The organism is Desulfotruncus alcoholivorax DSM 16058, from assembly GCF_000430885.1.
GTDB classification, from domain to species: domain Bacteria; phylum Bacillota; class Desulfotomaculia; order Desulfotomaculales; family Desulfallaceae; genus Desulfotruncus; species Desulfotruncus alcoholivorax.
Window position 1 is genome coordinate 1 of record NZ_AUMW01000010.1, and the last position, 21792, is coordinate 21792.

At 42.9% G+C, this 21792-nt stretch carries 24 protein-coding genes; 18 read left to right on the top strand and 6 right to left on the bottom strand.

Annotation, left to right across the window (positions count from 1 at the left end):
• Window positions 1–236, top strand: a 236-nt coding sequence (locus H569_RS22860; protein WP_207637525.1) for a hypothetical protein, incomplete at its 5' end; no start/stop codon positions are given.
• 153 nt (window positions 237–389) lie between these two features.
• Complete coding sequence (locus H569_RS0105085) at window positions 390–830, top strand: hypothetical protein (protein WP_027364119.1); 441 nt, start codon at window positions 390–392, stop codon at window positions 828–830.
• A gap of 36 nt (window positions 831–866) precedes the next feature.
• Here H569_RS0105085 and H569_RS0105090 read toward each other — a convergent pair whose 3' ends face one another.
• Together H569_RS0105090 and H569_RS19265 are read right to left on the bottom strand one after the other, a co-directional pair.
• Window positions 867–1364, bottom strand: a complete 498-nt coding sequence (locus H569_RS0105090) for a hypothetical protein (protein ID WP_027364120.1) — start codon at window positions 1362–1364, stop codon at window positions 867–869.
• 78 nt (window positions 1365–1442) lie between these two features.
• Window positions 1443–2090 (bottom strand): GGDEF domain-containing protein, encoded by a 648-nt coding sequence (locus tag H569_RS19265; RefSeq protein WP_051273291.1) that lies wholly within the window; start codon window positions 2088–2090, stop codon window positions 1443–1445.
• A 568-nt stretch (window positions 2091–2658) separates the two neighbouring features.
• On the opposite strand from H569_RS19265, the gene H569_RS0105100 reads away from it, so the two are divergent.
• Entirely contained in the window at window positions 2659–3693 is a 1035-nt protein-coding gene (locus tag H569_RS0105100; RefSeq protein ID WP_027364121.1) for a DUF6789 family protein, read from the top strand.
• Window positions 3694–4080: 387 nt separating this feature from the next.
• Here H569_RS0105100 and H569_RS0105105 read toward each other — a convergent pair whose 3' ends face one another.
• Complete coding sequence (locus H569_RS0105105; protein ID WP_027364122.1) at window positions 4081–4722, bottom strand: class I SAM-dependent methyltransferase; 642 nt, start codon at window positions 4720–4722, stop codon at window positions 4081–4083.
• Window positions 4723–4916: 194 nt separating this feature from the next.
• Here H569_RS0105105 and H569_RS0105110 point away from each other — a divergent pair, with 194 nt between their 5' ends.
• Together H569_RS0105110 and H569_RS0105115 are read left to right on the top strand one after the other, a co-directional pair.
• Window positions 4917–5216: a hypothetical protein gene (locus H569_RS0105110; protein WP_027364123.1), complete on the top strand. Its 300-nt coding sequence runs from the start codon at window positions 4917–4919 to the stop codon at window positions 5214–5216.
• A 278-nt stretch (window positions 5217–5494) separates the two neighbouring features.
• Window positions 5495–5683: a hypothetical protein gene (locus H569_RS0105115; RefSeq protein WP_157833461.1), complete on the top strand. Its 189-nt coding sequence runs from the start codon at window positions 5495–5497 to the stop codon at window positions 5681–5683.
• A gap of 138 nt (window positions 5684–5821) precedes the next feature.
• Here H569_RS0105115 and H569_RS0105120 read toward each other — a convergent pair whose 3' ends face one another.
• Window positions 5822–6595: an enoyl-CoA hydratase gene (locus H569_RS0105120; protein ID WP_034629673.1), complete on the bottom strand. Its 774-nt coding sequence runs from the start codon at window positions 6593–6595 to the stop codon at window positions 5822–5824.
• Window positions 6596–6854: 259 nt separating this feature from the next.
• Between H569_RS0105120 and H569_RS0105125 the strand changes: the two genes are divergently transcribed.
• The 11 genes from H569_RS0105125 (at window position 6855) to H569_RS0105190 (ending at window position 16282) form a co-directional block, all read left to right on the top strand.
• Complete coding sequence (locus tag H569_RS0105125) at window positions 6855–7358, top strand: rubrerythrin family protein (protein WP_027364126.1); 504 nt, start codon at window positions 6855–6857, stop codon at window positions 7356–7358.
• Between the two features lie 440 nt (window positions 7359–7798).
• Window positions 7799–8950, top strand: a complete 1152-nt coding sequence (locus H569_RS0105140) for a trypsin-like peptidase domain-containing protein (protein WP_027364127.1) — start codon at window positions 7799–7801, stop codon at window positions 8948–8950.
• 146 nt (window positions 8951–9096) lie between these two features.
• Window positions 9097–9771 (top strand): response regulator transcription factor, encoded by a 675-nt coding sequence (locus H569_RS0105145; protein WP_027364128.1) that lies wholly within the window; start codon window positions 9097–9099, stop codon window positions 9769–9771.
• A 6-nt stretch (window positions 9772–9777) separates the two neighbouring features.
• A complete protein-coding gene (locus H569_RS0105150) occupies window positions 9778–11184 on the top strand; it encodes a HAMP domain-containing sensor histidine kinase (protein WP_027364129.1) in 1407 nt (468 codons plus the stop codon).
• Window positions 11185–11227: 43 nt separating this feature from the next.
• Window positions 11228–11833, top strand: coding sequence for a poly-gamma-glutamate hydrolase family protein (locus H569_RS19275; protein ID WP_034629622.1), 606 nt, complete (start codon window positions 11228–11230; stop codon window positions 11831–11833).
• A 74-nt stretch (window positions 11834–11907) separates the two neighbouring features.
• Entirely contained in the window at window positions 11908–12657 is a 750-nt protein-coding gene (locus H569_RS0105160; protein WP_027364130.1) for an AAA family ATPase, read from the top strand.
• A gap of 111 nt (window positions 12658–12768) precedes the next feature.
• Window positions 12769–13164, top strand: coding sequence for a hypothetical protein (locus tag H569_RS0105170; RefSeq protein WP_027364131.1), 396 nt, complete (start codon window positions 12769–12771; stop codon window positions 13162–13164).
• A gap of 23 nt (window positions 13165–13187) precedes the next feature.
• A complete protein-coding gene (locus H569_RS22425) occupies window positions 13188–13358 on the top strand; it encodes a hypothetical protein (RefSeq protein ID WP_157833462.1) in 171 nt (56 codons plus the stop codon).
• A 261-nt stretch (window positions 13359–13619) separates the two neighbouring features.
• Entirely contained in the window at window positions 13620–14537 is a 918-nt protein-coding gene (locus tag H569_RS0105180) for a hypothetical protein (RefSeq protein ID WP_027364132.1), read from the top strand.
• A gap of 33 nt (window positions 14538–14570) precedes the next feature.
• Window positions 14571–14924, top strand: coding sequence for an SCP2 sterol-binding domain-containing protein (locus tag H569_RS0105185; protein ID WP_027364133.1), 354 nt, complete (start codon window positions 14571–14573; stop codon window positions 14922–14924).
• 2 nt (window positions 14925–14926) lie between these two features.
• Window positions 14927–16282 (top strand): APC family permease, encoded by a 1356-nt coding sequence (locus tag H569_RS0105190; protein WP_027364134.1) that lies wholly within the window; start codon window positions 14927–14929, stop codon window positions 16280–16282.
• A 46-nt stretch (window positions 16283–16328) separates the two neighbouring features.
• On the opposite strand, the gene H569_RS0105195 is transcribed toward H569_RS0105190, so the two are convergent.
• Complete coding sequence (locus H569_RS0105195; RefSeq protein ID WP_027364135.1) at window positions 16329–17276, bottom strand: L,D-transpeptidase family protein; 948 nt, start codon at window positions 17274–17276, stop codon at window positions 16329–16331.
• A gap of 140 nt (window positions 17277–17416) precedes the next feature.
• On the opposite strand from H569_RS0105195, the gene H569_RS19280 reads away from it, so the two are divergent.
• Window positions 17417–18004, top strand: a complete 588-nt coding sequence (locus H569_RS19280) for a GerMN domain-containing protein (protein WP_051273296.1) — start codon at window positions 17417–17419, stop codon at window positions 18002–18004.
• A 51-nt stretch (window positions 18005–18055) separates the two neighbouring features.
• Here H569_RS19280 and H569_RS0105205 read toward each other — a convergent pair whose 3' ends face one another.
• Window positions 18056–19171, bottom strand: coding sequence for a Gfo/Idh/MocA family protein (locus H569_RS0105205; protein ID WP_027364136.1), 1116 nt, complete (start codon window positions 19169–19171; stop codon window positions 18056–18058).
• Between the two features lie 470 nt (window positions 19172–19641).
• Between H569_RS0105205 and H569_RS0105210 the strand changes: the two genes are divergently transcribed.
• Complete coding sequence (locus H569_RS0105210) at window positions 19642–21627, top strand: SH3 domain-containing protein (RefSeq protein WP_169726449.1); 1986 nt, start codon at window positions 19642–19644, stop codon at window positions 21625–21627.
• Window positions 21628–21792: the final 165 nt, after the last annotated feature.

The window sequence follows — 21792 nt, forward strand, 5'->3', positions numbered from 1 at the left end:
ACCCAGCGATTGTCGGCCTTAAGTTTACCTTCAAATGGGAGTATGAATTCTTCGAGATAGTATTGCTTTTCCAATTTACGGAACATATTTTACCTCCAGGTGCAAGGTTTTTGCATTATTTGACGCATTTTCCATGCATATTAATTCGACAAATATGCTCCCAAATCCTTGAGATTATTGGATTTTTTTTTCGTTCAGCAAGCCCTAATATAGCTTTTGGAATATATGAAAAATAATAAGCTATTACCTATAAAGAAGTTACAATCTCTGACTCGAGTTAAGCGCAAGGTATTGGAAAGAGGGCGTAAATATTTGATTGCCCTGGCATTGATACTCTCGGATGAAAGATTCCGTCCTTTGAAGGAATTTATGCTGAAGCAAAGGGTATTTTGGGAAAAGAAGAAAACGTAATCATGGTCAGCGTAGTGCCAATGGGAAGTGGTGAAGGGGACGAGGTAAACCCGGAAAAGCTCAGGGGCATTGTCAAAGAAGAGATGGTCAGGCAAAACGCTTCAGGTGTAATTCTGGTTAACCGGGTAAACGATGAAATCATACAAAACGCGCAAAATCTCGGACAGGAACAACAAAATGCCGGGCGCACTACAAACAATGAAATCAAGCATGACCCTACGGTTGAACCGGAACACCGCCAGAATGGCAGCGGCCAGATGATGCCCGCTGGCGAAGCCGGTCATATGAGCCAGGGAAATACACACAGTGAGATTGAATCTGGTGGAGAAATCTATAACATGAATTCACCCGGCATGACCTCCTCACCGGCCCGCATTTATTTTTTCAAAAGGAAATATGGGCTGTTTCATTATATGTAAATATGTAGGTATTGATCGGTCTTATATTTTTTCATTTTACTTTTGAGTGGTAATTGCCTTTTCCATAACCGGCCTGACCCGGTTATCCCCGGCCATGTCCCTGATTGCCGGCTGCATCTGAGGCAAGGCCATCATCTCAACAAAGTATTTTCGCGCCTTGGGATCGGACATAATTTGCGACATGGCCTGCTGCATCCTGGCATCTTGCATCATGTCGATCATGGACTGCCTCATTGCTCGCTGCTGCATCGCGTCTATCATAGTCTGGCGCATTTGCGGCGAGCTCATTATGTTTACCATAGCCTTACGGTTTTCCGGTGAGCCCATGATATCAGCCATATTGTCCCAGTTTGCGGAATTGTGCATATAATCCATCATGTAACCACGCCCCTGCCCGTATCCAGGGTCTGCGTCTTGTCCAGGAACAGGCTTAGCGTAGCCGCCCCCCATCAAATACCTGGGGCCGGCAAAAGAGCCAATAATAAACCCCAGCACGAGTGTACCCAGTGCCGCTGCCCACCACCACTTTTTCATTTCAAGCCCCCATTCACTTTATTGTGCATACCGGTTATACCACACCGGTTATATAATCTATTTTTTCTTCTTTGCTGCTTATCTATGTACGGCTTTTTTAGCTTTGCTGCGGTACATGGTTTCATCGGCCCTGCACAATAGCACGTCCGCGGTCCGGCCATCTTCCGGGTACACTGAAATGCCCGCCGAGACACTCAAAGGATATTCCCTTGCTTGATGCGCAACAGCTTTTTTGATCCGCTGAACCAGGTCGGCGCTTTTAGCTTTGGATAAGCCCGGACACAGAATCACAAACTCGTCCCCGCCAATACGGCCGACCACGTCGGTCGATCGCACATTGGCTTCAATTGTTCTGGTAATAATCTGCAGAGCAAGGTCCCCTTGATCATGCCCGTACCGGTCATTTATTTGCTTGAACTTGTCCACATCAATATATATTATTGACAGAATTGCACCGTTTTTATCGGCGTGCGTTAGGTGCTTGTGCAGCATCTGAATCAGCATTCTGCGATTGGCCGCACCAGTCAAGGAATCAAAACTGGCCAGGTGGTTGATCCGGTCGTAAGTACACCCAATCCACATCCCAATTGGAATATACAGTAAAGATAATACATAAATGGGCCACATTTGCGGTAAAAGGTAACAGTAAGTGATGCATAGAACAGCCGCAGATAATCCGATAACCGTACCGTACAATTTACCTTTATTCTTTCGTTTAACCTTCATCACGAACCCCCACAAGCTTTATCTGCCACGATTTGTTATTTAGCAGTAGCGATTTACTCATTAAGCGTATTCTGCTTAATTAGACAATTTCCTGCAGCCACGAGCCGGCAAAAGGGAAAGGGGATAACTGATTAATTGAACATTAAAGGCTTAAGCGCATATTTAAATCAAAAAGGGGACGCACTTGCTCAAAAGTCGTGGTTATATAATTGGGGAAATGTCTTCAATATTGATGCTTTATGGTAGATTGCGGATACGGATGTCACAATGGCTAATACCGGTGCAATGACAATTAAAGAGATAGATAGGTCTATGGTAGTGCGCGCTAAATTGCACGGCATGGTGTGACTTTATTTGATACGTGGATTAAAAGCCGGTAAAAAGTAAAAAATATCTATAGTTTGAGGAAATGGGACATAGCTACTGTTATAACAGAAAGTGGACACACAACACAGTGGAAAGAGGACACACCTCCTGCGGAGGAATGTCCCAAATGGTATGTTTCCAATAATGGGGCTTTAGGTCAGAGGTATTGTCCCCGGTAAATTCTACAAAAGGAGTTATATTTATGGCTATATCACGTATACGCAGAAAAACACCAACTAAACAGCGCAATGCCAATATAACGGAAAGTTATAATTTGTGGGAAATTATCAAATATAATCTTACCGCACAAGAACGTTTAAGTTTTTTGGAGGACTATATTCAAGACCCGGATTTAAGATTGTTAATTAAGGGATATGACGATTTTTTAGTTAAAAATATAGAAGCTATAGAAAAAGAAATGGCCAGGCGCGGTTTGCAAGGGCCGGACCGCCATGCCGTAGATGCACAATCTCCAATAAACCCTCAAATGTTGAACGACAGACAAATAGCCTGCGAGAGCCTCTTGCTGGTACAAGGGAACGTAGATTTGCTGACACGCACACTGGAGCCGGTAAGCCATGACGAGCAATTGCGTTCCATTTTGATCGAAGACGTAACCCAGGTAATGGATTACAGGGATGAAATAGTAAAGTACCTTAAAATGAACGGGTTGCTGGAAACTCCAACCTTATTCCCGCCGGTGCCTACGGTTAATATTAAGCACCGGGCCGGTGAAAAAAATTCAGCGGGCAGCCCGGCTAATGCAGGGTTACTTCAAAAATTAAAGCAAGATACCCTGGCCATAGGCACACTGGCCGGGATAACCGGAACAGTTGTCATGCATGGTTTCTCTATTCTATGGAATTATTTGGGGTTGACCAAGGTAACAACCTTGCAAGTATCGGGGGCAATACTCGTTGCCCAGGAACAGCTTAATACCCCTTTGGGTCTCATCATCAGCATCATAGTCCACCTAATGGTTGGCTCGGTAGGAGGGGTGCTGCTCGCGTATTATATTAAATATGCGGGGAAGGATTTATACTGGTTAAAAGGGCTGGCCTTATCCGGTTTTATGCTGCTGGCGGGCATGGGTTTTATCGTGCATGTAATGCAAATCATGCCGCAGATGTATAAAGATGCTCTAACAGTTTTTTTTCATATTATAAATTATCTTATCTACGGTCAGGTTGTGGCGTATACAGTTACCAGGTATTGGGAACTGCGCAGGCAGAGTTAAATTAAACAGGCGACCTTTAACATATCCAAAATAATTTTAAGAAAGAGCCGGAACCGCCCAGGTTTCGCTTTTACGCGTTAAGGGAACTAAAAAGATAAAAATCGGGAGGATTATTACCCGTCAATTGTGATAAAAACTTTAACCTTTTGTGACAGAAGCATGATATTTTTTTTATAACATAAAGACAGTCGGACAAATCCGCCGTTAACCTGGGAGAGGTTTTACAAGGTGGATAAATCCAGCGCCAGAACAGGTGGCGGCACCGGTTTGGGACTGGCTATAGCCAAGAATATAATCGAAGTCCCACGGCGGCTTAATAGTGGTAAGCAGCAAGCCGGGGCAGGGAAGTATTTTTTATTTTGTCATCCCCAAGTAATAACTTTATTTTTAATGATAGACTGCCTGTTGTTCACCCTCATTCGGCGCGGCAATGATCAGCTTGACTATTTTGCTGGCGCTCATGTCTTGGACTTCTTTTAATTTAAGACCCGCATTGCTAACGTTTTGCACAGTGCGCCGGTTGATATTGGAGCCCACCATATGCAAGAAAACCGGGTTCAATACGTCCATTATTTTACCCCATACCGGGTTTTCACTGCGGACGTGTTCCAGCAATATCACCTGTCCTCCGGGTTTGCACACCCGCTTGATTTCACGCAGGCCCTGCACGGCATCGGGCACCGAGCAGAACACACAGGTGGCCACTACCGTGTCGAAGGTGTGGTCGGCAAAATCCATGTGCTGGGCGTCCATTTCCAGCAGCATAACCGTTAGGTTCAGCTTTTCCGCCCTTCTTTTGGCCCGCTCCAGCATGGCCGGGCTGAAATCAATCCCTGTGACTGTGCATCCCGGCGGGTAAAAGGGCAGGTTTTTACCGGTCCCCACTCCCACTTCCAACACCTGGCCCCGGGCCATCCCGATTACCTTTTTTCTTAACTTGTCACTGATCATAAAATCCATCCAGTCGTAAAACAGCGCAGTACGGTTATACCTGCGTTTAATAGTTTCAGTTTCAGTAACCTGATCCATCCAGTCACGCTCCGTTTTTTTTAAGATAATGATTCCCTGGCTATAACTAAATTATTAACGTTATAAGTACTGAAATAATAGACCTGAGTGCCAGCACACGCGGTCTTAATAGAAAATCATACCTCTCGACAAAGCTCTTGAGCCCATGTTCTCGCCAGAAAGCGAGAACATGGGCTTTATTAACCTGTGGTGTATTGGACAGTCGCCAGCAACTTTTTCGGGAATTGCTAACGAAAGATGCCGAATCTGGCAGTATATCCCTCTATTTTAATGAGGTAAAAGAATGCTTTAAGTTTCATAATAATTATGATATTGAAAGCATGAAATGCTGGGAGAAAATAAAAGAACTACGGCTTTTAGTTAATGTAATTAAGCATGCTGAAGGTAAATCGGCAGATAGACTAAGAAAGATTCGTCCAGACTATTTTAAGTGGGATAAACGGGGAGTATGGGCGGAAACGCCCATGCTTACTAAAGGAAAGGGATCCAGTTGAATTTCTGCCATAATTATGCACCTTGCTTGGTTTTGGGTGATTTTGTCGAGATTATTACCTATTTCGCCAGGTGAAGGTGCATTTCCTATTTATGCTAGCTAAGTTCTAAACTTTTCGAACAGACTCTATAATCAATAAGTAATAGGTGTTTTGCCAATATTACCTGTAAACCTTAGAGTTCATTGTCTGATATTGCTTTTGTAATACTATCGTCAGTTTCATTCAAGTACCATAAAAGTACTGCAACTCTGCCCTTCACCATTTTATCAACCGGGAGCTTGTCGACGAAGTGCAACACATACAAAAAAGTTATACTCCGAGATGGGCACATCAAGGGTGCCATTTTACAGGTAGATATAACCTGCGCCGGTTTGCTGGCCGCCCTGATCAAAGAAGGAATAGATGTAACAAATTATCAGGAACGGGTTTTCAATCTTACCTACGCAGATTTCTTTGCCCATAAATAAATATGGAACCTATTACTTTGCCTTTTGACATATTAAAAAAAACTTACGCCAAGCAAGACCTTCCGTCATTGCCGGGCGGGCTTGTTTGGCGATTTAAAGGTGACGATCGACTTCGGTCTAATATGCGAGTTTTAAGTTTTAATCCCTCCACTCAGGTTCCCTTTTTTCCAGAAAAGCTCCAATGCCTTCCCGTGCATCCCGGGTAGTGCTGTTCAAGCTGATAACTTCACTGGCATAATTCAACGCCTGAAAATCTTCCATATTAATTTGTTGGTAAAATGCTCTTTTCCCCACGGCAATAGCGCTGGCGCTTAACCCGGCAATCTTCTCCGCCATGCTCAATGTTTCACTGTCCAGGTTTTCCATAGGTACCACCTTGTTTACAAGACCATGTAAAAGCGCCTCGCCGGCGGAAATAAATTCACCGGTTAAAAGCATTTCCATAGCCTTTTTCCTGCCCACGTTCCTGCTTAAAAATACCGCCGGAGTGGTACAAAAAATACCTATTTTAACCCCTGGAGTTCCAAATAAAGCATCTTCTGAAGCTACTGCAAGGTCACAGGCTGCAACTAACTGGCATCCCGCAGCCGTCGCAACACCGTGTACCTGTGCAATAACGGGCTTGGGAATTTCCCGTATGGCTTGCATTGTTTTGTAGCAAGTTTGAAACAATTTTAAAACTTCCTGTGGATCGGACTCATAAATTTCTTTTAGGTCGTGTCCTGCAGAAAAAATTTTTCCCAAACCTTTAATAATTACTACATTAACCTTTTTATTCAGGGCTAATTCATTAAAAAAGCTCGTCAATTCCATAAGTAACCCGGTGGAAAGCGCGTTACGTTTTTCAGGACGATTTAAGCTAATAATGCCTACTTTACCCTTTTGCTCATATAATAGGTTTTCTAATTCCATAACATTTACCGGTATTCTTTTTTGAAATATCAAAATTTACCGACATTTTAACAGATACCGGATACCCACCTCCTTAAAGTTTTAAATTAAACATGCCTTAAAAAAGTCCTGCTCCCAATTATAAATACTATTTTGATGGCACCCCGACAGCTAATGCAGGCTTGATATTGCAGTTATTCCTGGTATAATTATGATAATTTTGGAAATGCTTTCATCAGCCAAGACTGTATACACGGGATTTCTTAAGGAGGATTTTATAATGAGTAAAAAAACCATGGATAATTTAATGGCTTCTTTTGCCGGAGAATCTCAAGCCAACCGAAAATACCTGGCCTTTGCCCAAAAAGCGGAAAAGGAAGGAAATGAAAAAATCGCTCAACTGTTCAGAACCATAGCAGAAGCAGAAACGATCCATGCTTTAAAACATCTTCAAACAGCCGGCAAAGTAGGTACAACAATTGATAATTTAAAGGCAGCCATTGACGGGGAAACCTACGAATTTGATACTATGTACCCGGATTTTATCATTACGGCACAAGAAGAGGGCGAGAAAGCCGCTGCCAAGAGCTTCGAACTTGCCAATGAAGCTGAAAAAGTTCATGCCGAGCTGTACAAAAAGGCGCTGGAAGCGCTGGAGGCAGGCGGTGACCTGCAGGCAGAATCCTTCCACCTGTGCCCCGTGTGCGGCTATGTGGCAATTGATCATGCACCCGAGCGCTGCCCCATATGTAACGCCCCGGCAAGTTCCTTTAAAAAATACTAACTAAACCAAACCTCTTGTCCAACAAGAGGTTTGTGCGTATTTACAATAGTTTTACAGACATTAAATGCGCCGGGAAGGACTTATTCCATGTGGTATCTCATGTATATGAGGACAGACAGCTTATTTTACTTTGTTATTATTGCCGGTGTCAGGAAGGGAATGTCAATATCCAGGCCAGGGACTGCCATGATTATAAGTGGGTAAGCATTGATGAAATTGATACTGGATATGATTTTTCACCTGCAGACATACCTGTGGTTCAAAAGCTTAAATCCCAATTTCAATTTTCTTAAACTTCAATTCTTATTGTAATTGCCACTAAGATTTAGCGCAAAACTTCACATAATTATTAAAAAAAATTTATCTTCATTTCAGCCTGATTTAATGTTTTTTTGCCAAAATATAACCAGGCAATAAAAAATTTCAGGAGGCTGATTAACATGTTCAAGGATAATTCCCGCAGAACTCTGATACTGGCTGTCTTAGCCGCTGTGGTTATTGAGGTTGCACTTCTGGGAGGTATATTTAGTTACTTCAATAACGGCCGGCCGGCAATAGCCGCTGAATCGACAAGCTCATCACAAGCCCAAACCATTTCTTCACCAATTGGCACAAATGTTGTTGCAGATGTGGTAGAACGTACCAGTAAATCCGTAGTAAAGATTGAAACAACTCAACAAGTTCAAAGCCAAAGGATCGACCCTTTTTTTAACGACCCGTTCTTCAGGCAGTTTTTCGGTAACCAGGGTCCCATGTATTCGCAGCCCAATATTCAAAAAGGTATGGGGTCAGGCTTTATTATCAGCGATGACGGTTATATTCTAACTAACGAGCACGTTATAGACGGTGCCAATGACATTAAAGTATATCTTTCGGACAGCAATAAGCCCATCAAGGCCAAAGTAATCGGTTCCGACTTCGAACTGGATCTGGCCGTGTTGAAAATTGATGCCGGCAAAAAATTACCTTATATTTCATTAGGCAACTCTGATGCATCCCGGGTGGGCGAGTGGGTTATCGCAATAGGCAATCCTTACGGCTTGGATCACACAGTAACGACCGGCGTTATCAGTGCAAAGGGCAGGCCGGTACAGGTAGAAGGCAGACAATACAAAAACCTGCTGCAAACAGACGCATCCATTAACCCGGGCAACAGCGGGGGACCACTGTTAAATTTAGCCGGCCAGGTAATTGGAATTAACACAGCGGTTAATGCACAGGCCCAGGGTATTGGTTTTGCCATTCCGTCCAGCACTGTGAAGTCAGTATTAGATACACTTATTCAAAAAGGTAAAATTTCCAGGCCGTATATGGGTGTGTATATACAAACTTTAACCGCCGATTTAGCCAACCAGTTAAATCTAAGCAGCAAGCAGGGAGCTATCATAGCCGGGGTGGTTCCTGATTCACCGGCGGATAAAGCAGGATTAAAGCAAGGTGACGTTATCCTGGAAATCAACAAACAAAATGTCACTGATGCCGCCAATGTTACCGACCTAATTCAAAAAAGCAAAGTTGGAAGCAAAATCACTTTACTGGTTGAATCAAACGGTTCCGACAGGTATGTAACTGTCACCTTGGAGGAAAAATAAATAAGACTTCCCCTTACCCGCTTATAAAGCGGGTGTTTTTTTATTCAAAAAAAATAGTGGGATGATGTTTATAATAAATCAATAGGATTTATTATGTTAAGGAAGAAATATGTCATTAATCTGCAATTTATCAAGGAGTGTTAGGATTGCGCATATTGTTTATAGATGATGACGAAAAAATTTCATCCATGATGCACAGGGTACTTACCTTTGAAGGATATGAGGTTTTTCTGGCCTCGAACGGGCGCAAGGGATTGCAAGTAGCCGAAAGAATTAAACCCGACCTGGTTATTTTAGATATCATGATGCCTGGTATGAGCGGGTGGGAAGTATGTGGAAAACTCAGGCTGATCAGTGATGTACCCATTCTTATGCTTACAGCCAGAGATGAAGTTGCGGATAAAGTACGGGGATTGGACGTTGGGGCTGACGATTACTTAGTAAAACCGTTTGCCCTGGAAGAGCTCTTAGCCAGGGTGAGGGCTTTACTGCGCAGGACGGCAAGAGCTAAAGATAATGATAAACGAATTTTGAGCTTTGGCAATCTGACACTTGATGTTGAAAAAAGAGAAGCCAGGCGCGATAACCATGTGATACCATTAACCACAAAGGAATTTGAACTGCTCAAAATATTTTTAGAACACCCTCGTCAGGTTTTGACCCGTGACTCGTTAATGGAACAAGTTTGGGGTTTGGATTTTTCCGGGGAATCAAATGTATTAGAAGTTTTTATAGGGAACCTGCGCCACAAACTTGAGTACGGCGGCATGAGCAGATTAATTCACACCGTACGTGGGGTTGGTTATACTTTAAAGGAGTGAATAAGAATGTCACTACGGGTAAAGCTGATTTTGCTTTATTCCGGTGTACTAAGCGTGGCACTTTTAATTGTGACCTCAATTATTTTTATTTCTACTTCTCATTTCATTTACAAAGAAATCGACCAGGGAATAGCTGCCAAAGCATCCTCAGTAATTAAATCCATAAAAATTGAGAATTCCACTTTGTTTCTGCGGGAAATTGTCCTTCCTGACATTGACGTATTTGCATCGCCAGATACCTATTTGCAAATAGTGGATGTTAGAGGAAAAGTAATTTCAAAGTCAGGCAACCTGGGGAAGCAATACCTTCCTCTTAGTGAATTCACTCTTCGTTCCGCTTTTAGGGGGGATAGGTTTTACGAAACAGTCCGCTCTGGTAATCAGGATATCAGGGTCTATAATGTGCCATTGATTTTTGCCGGGCAAGTGGTTGGATTATTGCAAGTTGGCAGAACTTTATCAACTATACACTCTCTCTTAATAAAACTACGTTTTTTTGTAACTATTGGATCAATTGCCGCAGTTATTCTTGCAGGTATTATGGGATGGCTTTTGGCCAGAACAGCTTTAAAGCCGGTCGAACGGATTATCAGAACAGCAGCTTCCATTGAAAGCAGCGGTGACCTGAGTAAACGCATTGATTATTACCGGCCAGGAGATGAACTTGGCAGGCTTGCAGATACGCTTAATGCTATGTTTGAACGCCTGGAAAACACCTACCACCGCTTGCATGAAAGTTATGAAATGCAGCGTAGATTTGTATCAGATGCCTCGCATGAGCTTCGTACACCGCTTACCACTATCAGAGGCAATGCAGAATTACTTTCGAAACTTGTCCAGGGGCCAACTCCGGCCCGGGCGGCCATAAATGATATTGTTGACGAAGCTCGCCGGCTTACCCGGCTGCTGGAGGATTTGCTGGCCCTTGCCCGCGCCGATGCCGGCTATGAATTCGAAAAAGAGGATGTTATTTTAGAAGAGCTGATTCAGTCTGTTACCAGGAAGGCTCGTTTTATTACCAGCGATAAATCATTAAACGTTAAAAATGATTGTCCTTCGGAAATTCACATCTGGGGTAATTATGTTTATCTTAGCCAGCTCTTTTTTATTTTGTTAGAAAATGCCTTTAAGTATTCACCCGCCGAGTCAGAAGTAACGCTAACTTTTACCCAAAAGGAAAACCAATTCTTACAAATTGATGTCGCAGACACTGGACCCGGTCTACCACCAGGTGAAGAAGACAGGATTTTCGACAGGTTTTACCGGGGAGAGCACACCAGAGGTAAAGAAGGTTCCGGACTTGGCCTCGCCATTGCCCGCTGGGTGGTGGAGCAGCACAACGGTACAATTACAGCCGCGAACAGACAGGGCGGCGGCTGTATATTTACCGTCCAATTGCCCATACGTCAATAAATCAGCGGGTTACGTACTATCCCTTGGAAATGAGGTTAATTTAATGGCAGATAAATACAATTCGTTTGAAGAATTGAAAAACAATGAAGTTTTAGGCTTAGATTATGAGATTATTTGTGGTCAGGCAGAATCACCAATTTTAGTGTTAGCGCCGCATGGAGGCATGATTGAACCTGGAACCACGGAGCTCGCTGTAGCCATTGCGGGCAGAACCTGGGGCTACTATAGTTTTTGTGGCTTAAAGGATAACGCTTACCAGGATCTGCATATCACCAGCACCAAATTTGATGAACCAATAGCACTAAAATTAGTAACCAATTCAAAGAGAACCATCGCCATACATGGCTGTAAGGATATGATCAGAAAGAAAATATATATTGGCGGCTTGGATTCAGAACTCAAGCAACTCATCGGGACTACTTTAACATCGGCAGGGTTTGACGTTTCTGAGAACCCCAAATTTCCCGGTGTAAGCAGAGCTAATATTTGCAATAAGAACTACCAAGGCAAAGGGGTGCAGCTTGAACTAACCGGCGGGCTCAGGTTAATGTTATTTCCCGATTTTCCATTGAGAAATCGCACAACTCATTGTTTTGAAACTTTTGTGGCAGCTGTGCAAAGTGTCTTACATTCATGCAACACAAGGTAAAAATAGATTTTTTTATTTCTCTTAGAGGAGTCAAATGAAATTGATTGAATTTTTATACAAGAGGGGGAATTTAAATGAAAGCTGTGGCAGTTTACGGTTTTACTACGGGTTCTGGAAAAACCACCACTGCCAAAGAACTGGCAGGTTACCGGCAGCGTCAGGGATATAATACCCTTCTTGTTGATATGGACCTGAGTCAAGGTAAATTAACCGAAATTTTGGGACTCAAAAAAACACCTAATATAGGAGATTGGCTTAACGACATATTTAATAGACTTGAAACGACCCCCTGTTGGAAAAAAATCTACCAACCAGATGAAATAAGTAAATTTTATCAATCCCACTCTTCCGGCTTAAAAGTTATAACAACCAATTTTGACCACAACCATTGTAATTCACCTTTACTGCTAAATGGTATAGATATTATTGTGCGCAGCCTTAAAACAACTGCTTTTGACACTGTGATATTCGATACCAATAATGCTATGAGGGATTATACTTTGGATCTAATGTTTCGTATGGATAAGGTATTAATGATTGCTGATTTTCTCAATTTTAACCGGCAAAATGCTGAGATACTTTTACGTTTGCTAATTGATGAAGGTTTTAGTAAGGACTGTTTCGGATTTGTTTTAAATCGCTTTCCAACCTTTGCTGATGAAAGCCCGGAACAAATTAGCAATGCACTGGGAATACCGCTATATGGTGTATTGCCAAATTGCCCCGACCTGACAGGCAAGAAAAAGCAGGGTAAAATTTTTAGCACTTGCCGCAGCACACGTTTTACTGAAGAGATAGGCCGTATTGCCCAACGGCTGGTATAACTTTTCCAATAACCCGTTCTACGGGGTTTTTTTATTTAAAAATGTAAATCAGGAACATATTATTGTTTTGCCGGCGCAAAATAGTATCAGTTAGATCAAGGAGGCATGGCCATGCAATTAAAAACAGGTGAACGCGCATTATTAGCTTATTTCCCAACTTCTAATGACGCCCAAAAAGCAGCGGCAGAATTAAAAAAAGCTGGTATTGAGGAAGTTCAGGTTGACCGTATTAGCAGGTTTGGAGTTAACAATGACGCCGAGATTAATAATCCAATAGCCGGGCGGGCTGAGACCATAACCGGCCTTGCGCTGTATTCAACAGGCACCGACAGTTTGATCAACGATGATACCAGAGTGCTTAAGGCGGCAGATCCATCGGTGAGCGGTTACGGCAACCACGACTACGGAGTAGCGGGCGGGGCGCCCTTCATGGTTAGCGCAGTTACCAGTGATGATTTGTTTAACAGCGCAGAGGCAATAATTAAAAAATGCGGCGGTAAAATGTAACTCTTTTGAAGGTGGGATTACTTATGGCAGGTAACAATTATAAAAGTAACAATCAAGATGTAAACTTATCCGTACTCTCAAAGCCTGAGATTAACGTATTAAAATCAGATTATGTTAACGCATTTGATGAAGCGCTGGTAATACTTGAGCGAGCCCAACAGATAAATTCTGAAAACATTATTGATAACAGCTAAATAGCTGCCCTTACTTTTGTCATTGCGAGCGCAGCGAAGCATTATTGGGGGACATTCCTCCGACCCTAAGGACCCGACCCTAAAGAGGAGGTGTGTCCCCTTTCCTTGCACTCCTCGTAATGAAAAAATGGACTTACAATTCATATTGCATAGTAATTAATTATCTAACCGGCTCATGGCGTTACCCAGCTTGTATTTTTAGTGTATTTTGGTTACAATGGTAAAGGATTGTTGAGGTTATTTTGAATGGAGGTCTATGTTTTGAAGCGCGTGGTCAGTGTTAGTTTAGGCACATCCCGGCGTGATCACAAGGTAATTGTTGAACTACTGGGTGAGCAATTTGAAATAAGCCGTATTGGAATGGACGGAGACTTTGATCGCGCTCTGGCCAAGCTCCGGGAACTTGATGGACAGGTTGACGCCATTGGTCTTGGTGGTATAGATGTTTATGTTTATGCCGGTAACAAGAGATATGCTTTTGATGACGGCCTAAAAATGATGGAGGCTGTCAAAACCACTCCGGTGGTGGATGGAAGCGGCCTGAAGAACACCCTGGAAAGGGAAACAGTTAAATATTTACTAAAGGAAACTGATTTAATTAAAAAAGGAACCAGGGTACTTATGGTCAGCGCAGTTGATCGATTCGGTATGGCTGAGGCATTTGTTGAAGCTGAATGTGACATAACATTCGGTGATTTAATTTTTGCTGCGGGTATACCATATCCCATTAAAACTTTGGAGGAACTCGAAGAAATTGCCCAAAAGATCTTGCCGGAAATGACCAAGCTTCCCTTTCACATGCTTTATCCCACAGGGAAAAAACAAGAGGCACGTGATGACGAAAAAACCAAAAAATTCGCCAAGTATTATCAGGAAGCCGAAATCATTGCAGGTGATTTTCACTTTATCAAGCGTTATTTGCCCGACGAACTGGACGGTCAAATCATTATAACCAATACAACCACGGCTGACGATATCGAATACCTCAAAGGTAAAGGGATCAGTAAGATCGTTACCACAACCCCGGTATTTGAAGGACGATCCTTCGGCACCAATGTAATAGAAGGGGTATTGGTTGCACTGCTTGGTAAGCGATGGGAGGACATTTCAACAGAAGAATATCTTGATCTTCTAGGTAAGCTTCAATTTAAACCCAGGATAATTGAATTAATGAGCTAAGGCTAAACCCCAGACAGATAAGTGGAGGATATTATGGCGACACATCATGAAATTACAGAAAGCTTAAAAGCATTTCAGGAGGGTTACAACAACAATAAGAAGCTAAAAATTATGAACCGTGATTGGAATAGGATCATCCTGATTGAGGCGACTGATGTGGATTCGAAGCATACCATTATATTGCAGGACGGAGAAATATCTATCACCGAAGGGATATCTAAAACCCCAAATCTGGTTGTTACATCAGACAGCGAAACTCTGGCCGACCTGTTTTATGGGGATATTACGCCAACCGAGCCATACATGAACGGTACTTTGGTTCTAAAAGGTTCTGAAGATGACATAGTTAGATTGGATTTTATATCTTTAATGATTTGGGGTGAGTAGCTTTGGAACTTAAAAAAGTACTCACCTTACGTACCGTAGTAGCCACAAGCGCGGGATTAACCCTTTCCAGCTCTACTTTTGTAGCAGCAGTGCAGGTAGCCGGTTTCCTTGCCGGTGAATCCGCGTGGCTGGCCATACTCACTGGCGGGCTGCTGTGCATTACAGCTGCCTTTTGTTTTAATGAGCTAAACGGGATGATGCCGACGGCGGCAGGTATACGTCTTTATTTTAGCAGAGCCTTCAACGACCGCCTGGCACTTATCGTTTCTTTGCTCTATATGGCCGTAATTATAGGAGTCATTGGCGCAGAAAGCTATGTTTTATCTGAAATTTTACATGAGGCTTTTCCTGTATTACCATCCATGTTTTGGATTATGGCTATGTTTACCCTGGTAACCGGAATGAACCTTATAGGTATTAAAATAGCCGGAGGATTTCAAGATGCAATTACCTATGGATTGATTGTATCCCTGATTGTGCTGGCGCTAGTGGCTTTAAACCAAATTAATTTCCATATTAATGCACCCTTCAATACTGGAGGCGGCTTAAATTTTTTAAACGCGGTAGCGGTAGGTGTATTTCTTTTTGTCGGGTTCGAATGGGTTACACCCCTTGCAGAAGAGGTAACCCACAGCCGTTTGATTTCCCGCGGCATGCTGCTGGCCATTGGTATCCTAAGTGTTACCTACGCATTGTTTACTGTAGCTATGACGGCAACAGTACCCAAAGATGTCCTTGTTAATTCGCCCATTCCGCATCTGATATTTGCCCGAACCATACTTGGTAATTCAGGTGTTGCCATAATGGTACTGATTACATTAGCCGCATCTATCACCACCTTTAATGCCGGCTTAATCAGCGTTTCGCGATTTGTTTATGCTTCAGCCCGGGAAAATGTGTTGCCAGCTATGTTCAGCAAAATAAGCATGCGTTTTTTCACCCCCTGGGTGGCTATTATCAGTGTTTTTATTACCGGTGTTATTGTTTCATCTATTGTTTTAATCACCAAACGATACCTGACCCTGGTCAATATGGCGGCGGCTATGGAAAGCATTATTTATGTGCTGGCGGGAGTATCTGTAATCACCCTGCGTAAAAAGTTGCCCGGTATGCAACGTCCATACCAAATTCCAGGAGGATATTGGATTCCCGGAATTTGTGCCGCTGTATTTTCCCTTTTGACCCTGGCCATATTTTTTTCATTTCCCAGCGTGTTTATCTATCTTTGTATCGGTGCCTTTATTAGCGTAATTTATGTTAACCAGGTCGTTCCGGAGTTAAAACGCCGCAGCCGGGCTAAAAAGTCGGCCAACCGCCGCAGACGCCCCGTTGCGCAGGCAGAAAAAGCCGGGGAATAACCTGAGGGAGCCGGGAACTAAAGGTTAGGTCCCGGCTCTTTGTGTTTTACAGGCCCAGTTCAGTATATACTTTTGAGTCCACCGAGTTATCGAAGGGTAATCCCCGTGCCTTACGGAATTCAATTACTGCTTTTTCCATCCCACCACCCCAAATACCGTCAATTGGCCCGTCATAAAACCCAAGCCTTTTTAGCCTTAACTGAACCTCAAGCACGTCTCCACCCCGCGCATCCCGCCTCATTGTACGATACTCACTTGGTTGATAATGCAAAGGATTACCCAAGATAACCACCCTTGTATTCGGCTTAACCCAGGGATAAATTTCCTCCACATTTATGTTATTCATTCGAATACACCCGTGACTGGCATAGCTCCCTATGGAATAAGGCTTATTAGTGCCATGTATTCCGTATATCCCCCAGGGTACCGTAAGGCCAATCCAGCGAGTGCCAAAACCTGTTCCCCAGTTCATTGCCTTGCGTAACACTTTAAAATTACCGATTGGAGTAGGGGTATCATGTTTACCTACAGCTACTGCATATTGTTTATATGGTTCCCCGTCAGATAGAATTGTCAGCTTGCGCTGGTTGGTGTCAATCAAAATGCTAACCTCTCCCGGTGGTGGAGGAACATCACTTTTGGAATTAGCCAGGCAATAAGCATCATCCAAAGCTTGACGAGTTTTTTCGGTGAAAATACCATCAGGATTTATTCCCCATGCTTCCTGAAAATGATTAACCGCCAGGGCAGTGTCTTTTTCATATTTACCATTGATTGGCCCGTGGTAATAATCCAGTTCCTTTAGCATACGCTGCAATAATTCAATATCCGGCCCCTGCATGCACGGTTGCTGAATTTTAAATACCCGGTTATATTCTTGGATTTGACGGTATAATTCGCATTCCGGCACCGCTTCCGCCAGTTCCGTAAAGAAAAACGCCAGGCAAAAAATAAATACTGCTGTTAAAATACAAGTGTTTTTTATTATATGCATTTACTATCCCCCTGTATTGGCGCCTAAAAATATTTTTCCCGCACTCATGGTATGTATTCAAAAGGACTTAATATCATAAACCGTCACCGCCACTCATAACATTATTGTAAAAACATGGACAACCATAAGGGGGAATTAATGTGAAAGCTGTTGTAAAATTTTTTATCTATATGGGATTAATTATCATTGCCTTATACACATCTGGCTGTTTAGCTAACCCTGAGCCAGATCAAAAACCTATTGATAAAGATGTCACAGTATTACAACAACCTGTTATTCAACCAATGCTTGCAAATGAAGATAAGAGTACAGCTGACACTACCGAAGTAATTCTTTATTTTACTGACGGTAATGGTAAACTGGTGCCAGAGCGGCGAAATATAAGGAAAGTTCCCGGCATTGCCAGAGAAACCATCAATGAATTGTGCCGGGGTCCGCAAATAAATGGTTTGATGCCAACTATTCCACCAAATACAAGACTGTTGGACATTAATATCAAAGATGGTTTATGTACCATCAACCTGAGCGGGGAATTGATAACCAGCCACAGCGGAGGATCCACTGCGGAAAATATGACAGTTTATTCGCTGGTTAACACCTTATCTCAGTTTCAGTCCATTGAAGCTGTTCAAATAATGGTTGACGGCAAAAAAGTACCTACCATTGCAGGGCACCTGGATATCAGCTGCCCGCTGATAAGAGATCAAGAACTTGTCAGTTCCATATAAATAAACCCCCTGTTATGCACAGGGGTTTATTTATATCGCATAAGCACTTGATTAGTGCCAGCCGCTTTGATGAAACTCAAATTGCGCTGCTTCATTCCCGTATTGGTATGAGGGAATATAGTTCTCAGTCATATCAACAGACACGATTTTGTTTTCCCAAATGGACCTTAGCATATCCAGAATAGTTTTAGCATCACCGTATTCCATTTCCGGAGTAACAGATATAGGTTCCTTACCAATCATCGCATTATACAGGTTCAACAACTCATTATAATAGCCTCTCTGTGGCCGGTAAGGTATCTGCTCTCTATTACCATCATTGTGCACCACATTTATTACACCGCAGTCCCTCTCCTCCAGATAAATCATCCCGCCTGTGCAAAAAATTCGCGTTCCAACCAGCGGCCGCTGCATTTCTTTGCCGGCACAGTAAAATGAAAACTGACCAATAATCCCGCTCTTGAACTGCATGTTAACGGTAATTACAGCATAAGGTGCAAAATCATCATTTTGTGGTACTCCAAACGCTTGCAATTTATCAATAGCACCGAAAATATGCCTTATTCCGGCAACGTCATGCACACCTGTATCCATAATTGCTCCGCCATAAAAAGCCGGATGCTGGCGCCATTCGGTTCTGGCAAATTTGTTTTTTAACATGTCATGTGGAAAGTCAACCACCTTGTTGTGAATAAAATAAACGACATTGCCGACTTTTTTCTGCCTTACCAAGTCCCTGATAATATTGATTTCATCATTATAACGATAATTTTCCGCAATCATGATTGGTATACCGTATCTACGGGGCAATTCAGCATGGGCCCGGGCCTGCTCGTAATTTGACGCCAGTGGTTTTTCACAGACTATAGCTTTACCTGGCTGATGCACCAATGCTCTGGCAATATCCTCGGTAACACGAAAATTGTGTTCAATAGGAACCATAATATCGAAGATATTAATGTCATTTCGCCATAACATCGGCCTGTAATCGGAATAAATACTGTCACCCCTGATGCCAAGCCGGTCAGCCCACTGCCTTGTTTTATCAGGCTCAGGATCGCAAAGCGCTACGATCTCAAATTTATCCGACAATTCCTGATAAGCAGGATAATGAAGCCGCTCAAATGCCAAACCTGTTCCAATGATACCAACTTTTAGCTTTTCCAAGACCCATCCCTCCAAATGTTGAATAATGGTTACTAATCAGGTACTCAGAATCAGTAGTCGGAATTCAGAATATTCCGAGACGATAAACCCTTCTCTAATTCTGACTCCTGACTCAAGAGTAGTTTCTAATAATGTTTTATTATGTAACTAAAAAAGACATTGTATCCATTAAAGTGACTATTGGGGTACATTTATATTGTTGGGACACATACCATGATAAGATGAATCCCCTTTCCTTTTGTGGGAACTTTATGCTGCCCTAATACGTCACAAATATAGATTATAAAGTTTTATATTAGCATTTTTTAGCAATTAAGAAATATAGCAGGCTTTTAAGTTAAAATGTCGAATTATTTCCAGAAATAATATCAAGAATGAAAGGAAATAAGAGGAATGGAAAGAAATGAGGGAATAGGCCCATGACCCCCTGTTGGAAAAAAAGCATCAAAAAGGCAATAGCGGGTTTTGCATTGTTTACGGCAACTTGTTTAGTTTTACCTGGAAATGTATTAGCGGCAACACGTTTAACCGTTACCGGCAGCGATGTAAACGTACGAAGCGGACCTGACACTGGGTCCGCCATCGTTACGAAAGTTCATCAGAATGAACAATACAACGTAGTGGACAAGCGTGGGGATTGGTTTAAAATCAATGCCAACGGAGTAAATGGCTGGATTGCCGGCTGGCTGGTCAAAACTGAATCCATACCGGATAAGTCAGTAAGTTATGCTGTTGTTAAAAACGATACGCTAAATGTTAGAAATGGACCTGGTACAACATATAATATTGTCAAACAGGTAAAAGCAGGTGACAAGCTGGAAGTAGTCTCAAACTCCAACAACTGGTACAAAGTTAAACTGCCGGACGGTAATACGGGATGGGTGGCAGGTTGGCTGGTAACCATTAATAATACGGTAACTCAAGCACCAGCGCAGCAACCAGCTCAACAAACGGTGCAGCAAAACCCAAAGCAGCAGCCAACAATAATCAAGCAGGCCACTTTGACTGCTTCTAACGTAAATGTCCGGGAAGGACCCGGCACCAGCTATAAAGCTATTGCCAAGCTTAATAACGGAGGAAAATATAATGTATTAGGTATAAATGGACAATGGCTAAAAATAAGCTTACCAGGAGGAAAGTCCGGGTGGATTGCCGGCTGGCTGGCCAGCGTCACCGTTATACCGGCGAACCCGCCTGCAACAACTCAACAACCACAGCAACCACAAAAGCCGCAGCAAAAGTCTATGTTGGCTGTGGTTAACGGCAACATGGTAAACGTGCGTGGCGGGCCTGGCACAGCGCACGACGTGGTGAGTCAGGTAAGCCGGGGCCAGAGGCTTGGCGTATTAGAAAGATCCGGCGACTGGTATAAAGTAAAACTTGACGGAGGCATCGTTGGTTGGATAGCCGGCTGGTTGGTTAATGTGGAAAATGCCGAAGCATCACCAGCGCCGGGCGATCCCCCCGTCGTTACAGATGATACGGATCAAAGCAATAATACAGATAGTTCAAAACGGGATAACAACGGGCAGCCAGCAGAGGCTTCCAAACTGGAGAAAATTGAAGCTAATGAAGATGATGGCCATACCATTGTATCAATAAGCGCAAAAGGGCCATTAAATTATGATATGTTTTTAATTAAAAACCCCGACCGCCTGGTGTTGGATTTAAAAAACATAGAGCCGGGTGACCTGCCGGGAAAAATAACAGTTGGCACTGAGGTAGTTTCTCAAATAAGAACAGGCTGGTTCAGTAATGGGTCGCCGGTGTTCCGGGTGGTATTTGATTTAAGCGGCGACGTAGTATGCCTGGACAAGCTGTCGGAAAACCGTAAACAATTACATCTCGATATTTTTATCCCTAAAGCAGGCAATTACCTGCAGGGAAGAGTTATTGCCATTGACCCCGGGCACGGAGGAAAAGAACCCGGTGCCAAAGGGCCGACAGGCTTACTGGAAAAAGACGTTAATCTTGATATAGGATTAAAGCTTGCCAATATATTGAAAGAAAAAGGCGCTAATGTTGTGCTGACAAGATCTGACGACTCATATGTGGATTTGTACGAAAGAACAGCAATTGCACAACGTAACGGCGCAGAAGTATTTTTAAGCATTCATTGCAACGCTAACGAAAATCACAGTGTAAACGGAACAAGTACCTATTATCGCAGGGATACGGGAGATTTAGCGCCCGGCGTTAATCAAGCCGATAACCGGCGGCTGGCGGGAGCAATCCAGTCTGAGCTGCTCAGATCACTGGAAAGACGCAGTCTCGGTGTTCTTCAGGCCAATTTCGTGGTTTTGCGCACGTCTCCGGTGCCGGCGGCGCTGGCGGAGGTAGCATTCATTTCAAACAATCAGGAAGAACAAATGCTACAGCAGGAATCAACTAGACAAAAAATTGCTGAAGCACTGGCAAACGCATTAAATAATTACTTTTCTCCAACAACGCAATAAAAAAATTTGAGTTGAGCATTTTTATCATTGCAAGTTGAATTTTGTCATTGCGAGCGTTGCGAAGCATTATTTGGGGACATTCCTTGAAGAGGTATGTCCCCTTTTCTTTAAAATTAACATTTTAAATGATACAATATTCCAAGATTAAAACGGTTTGAAAGGATT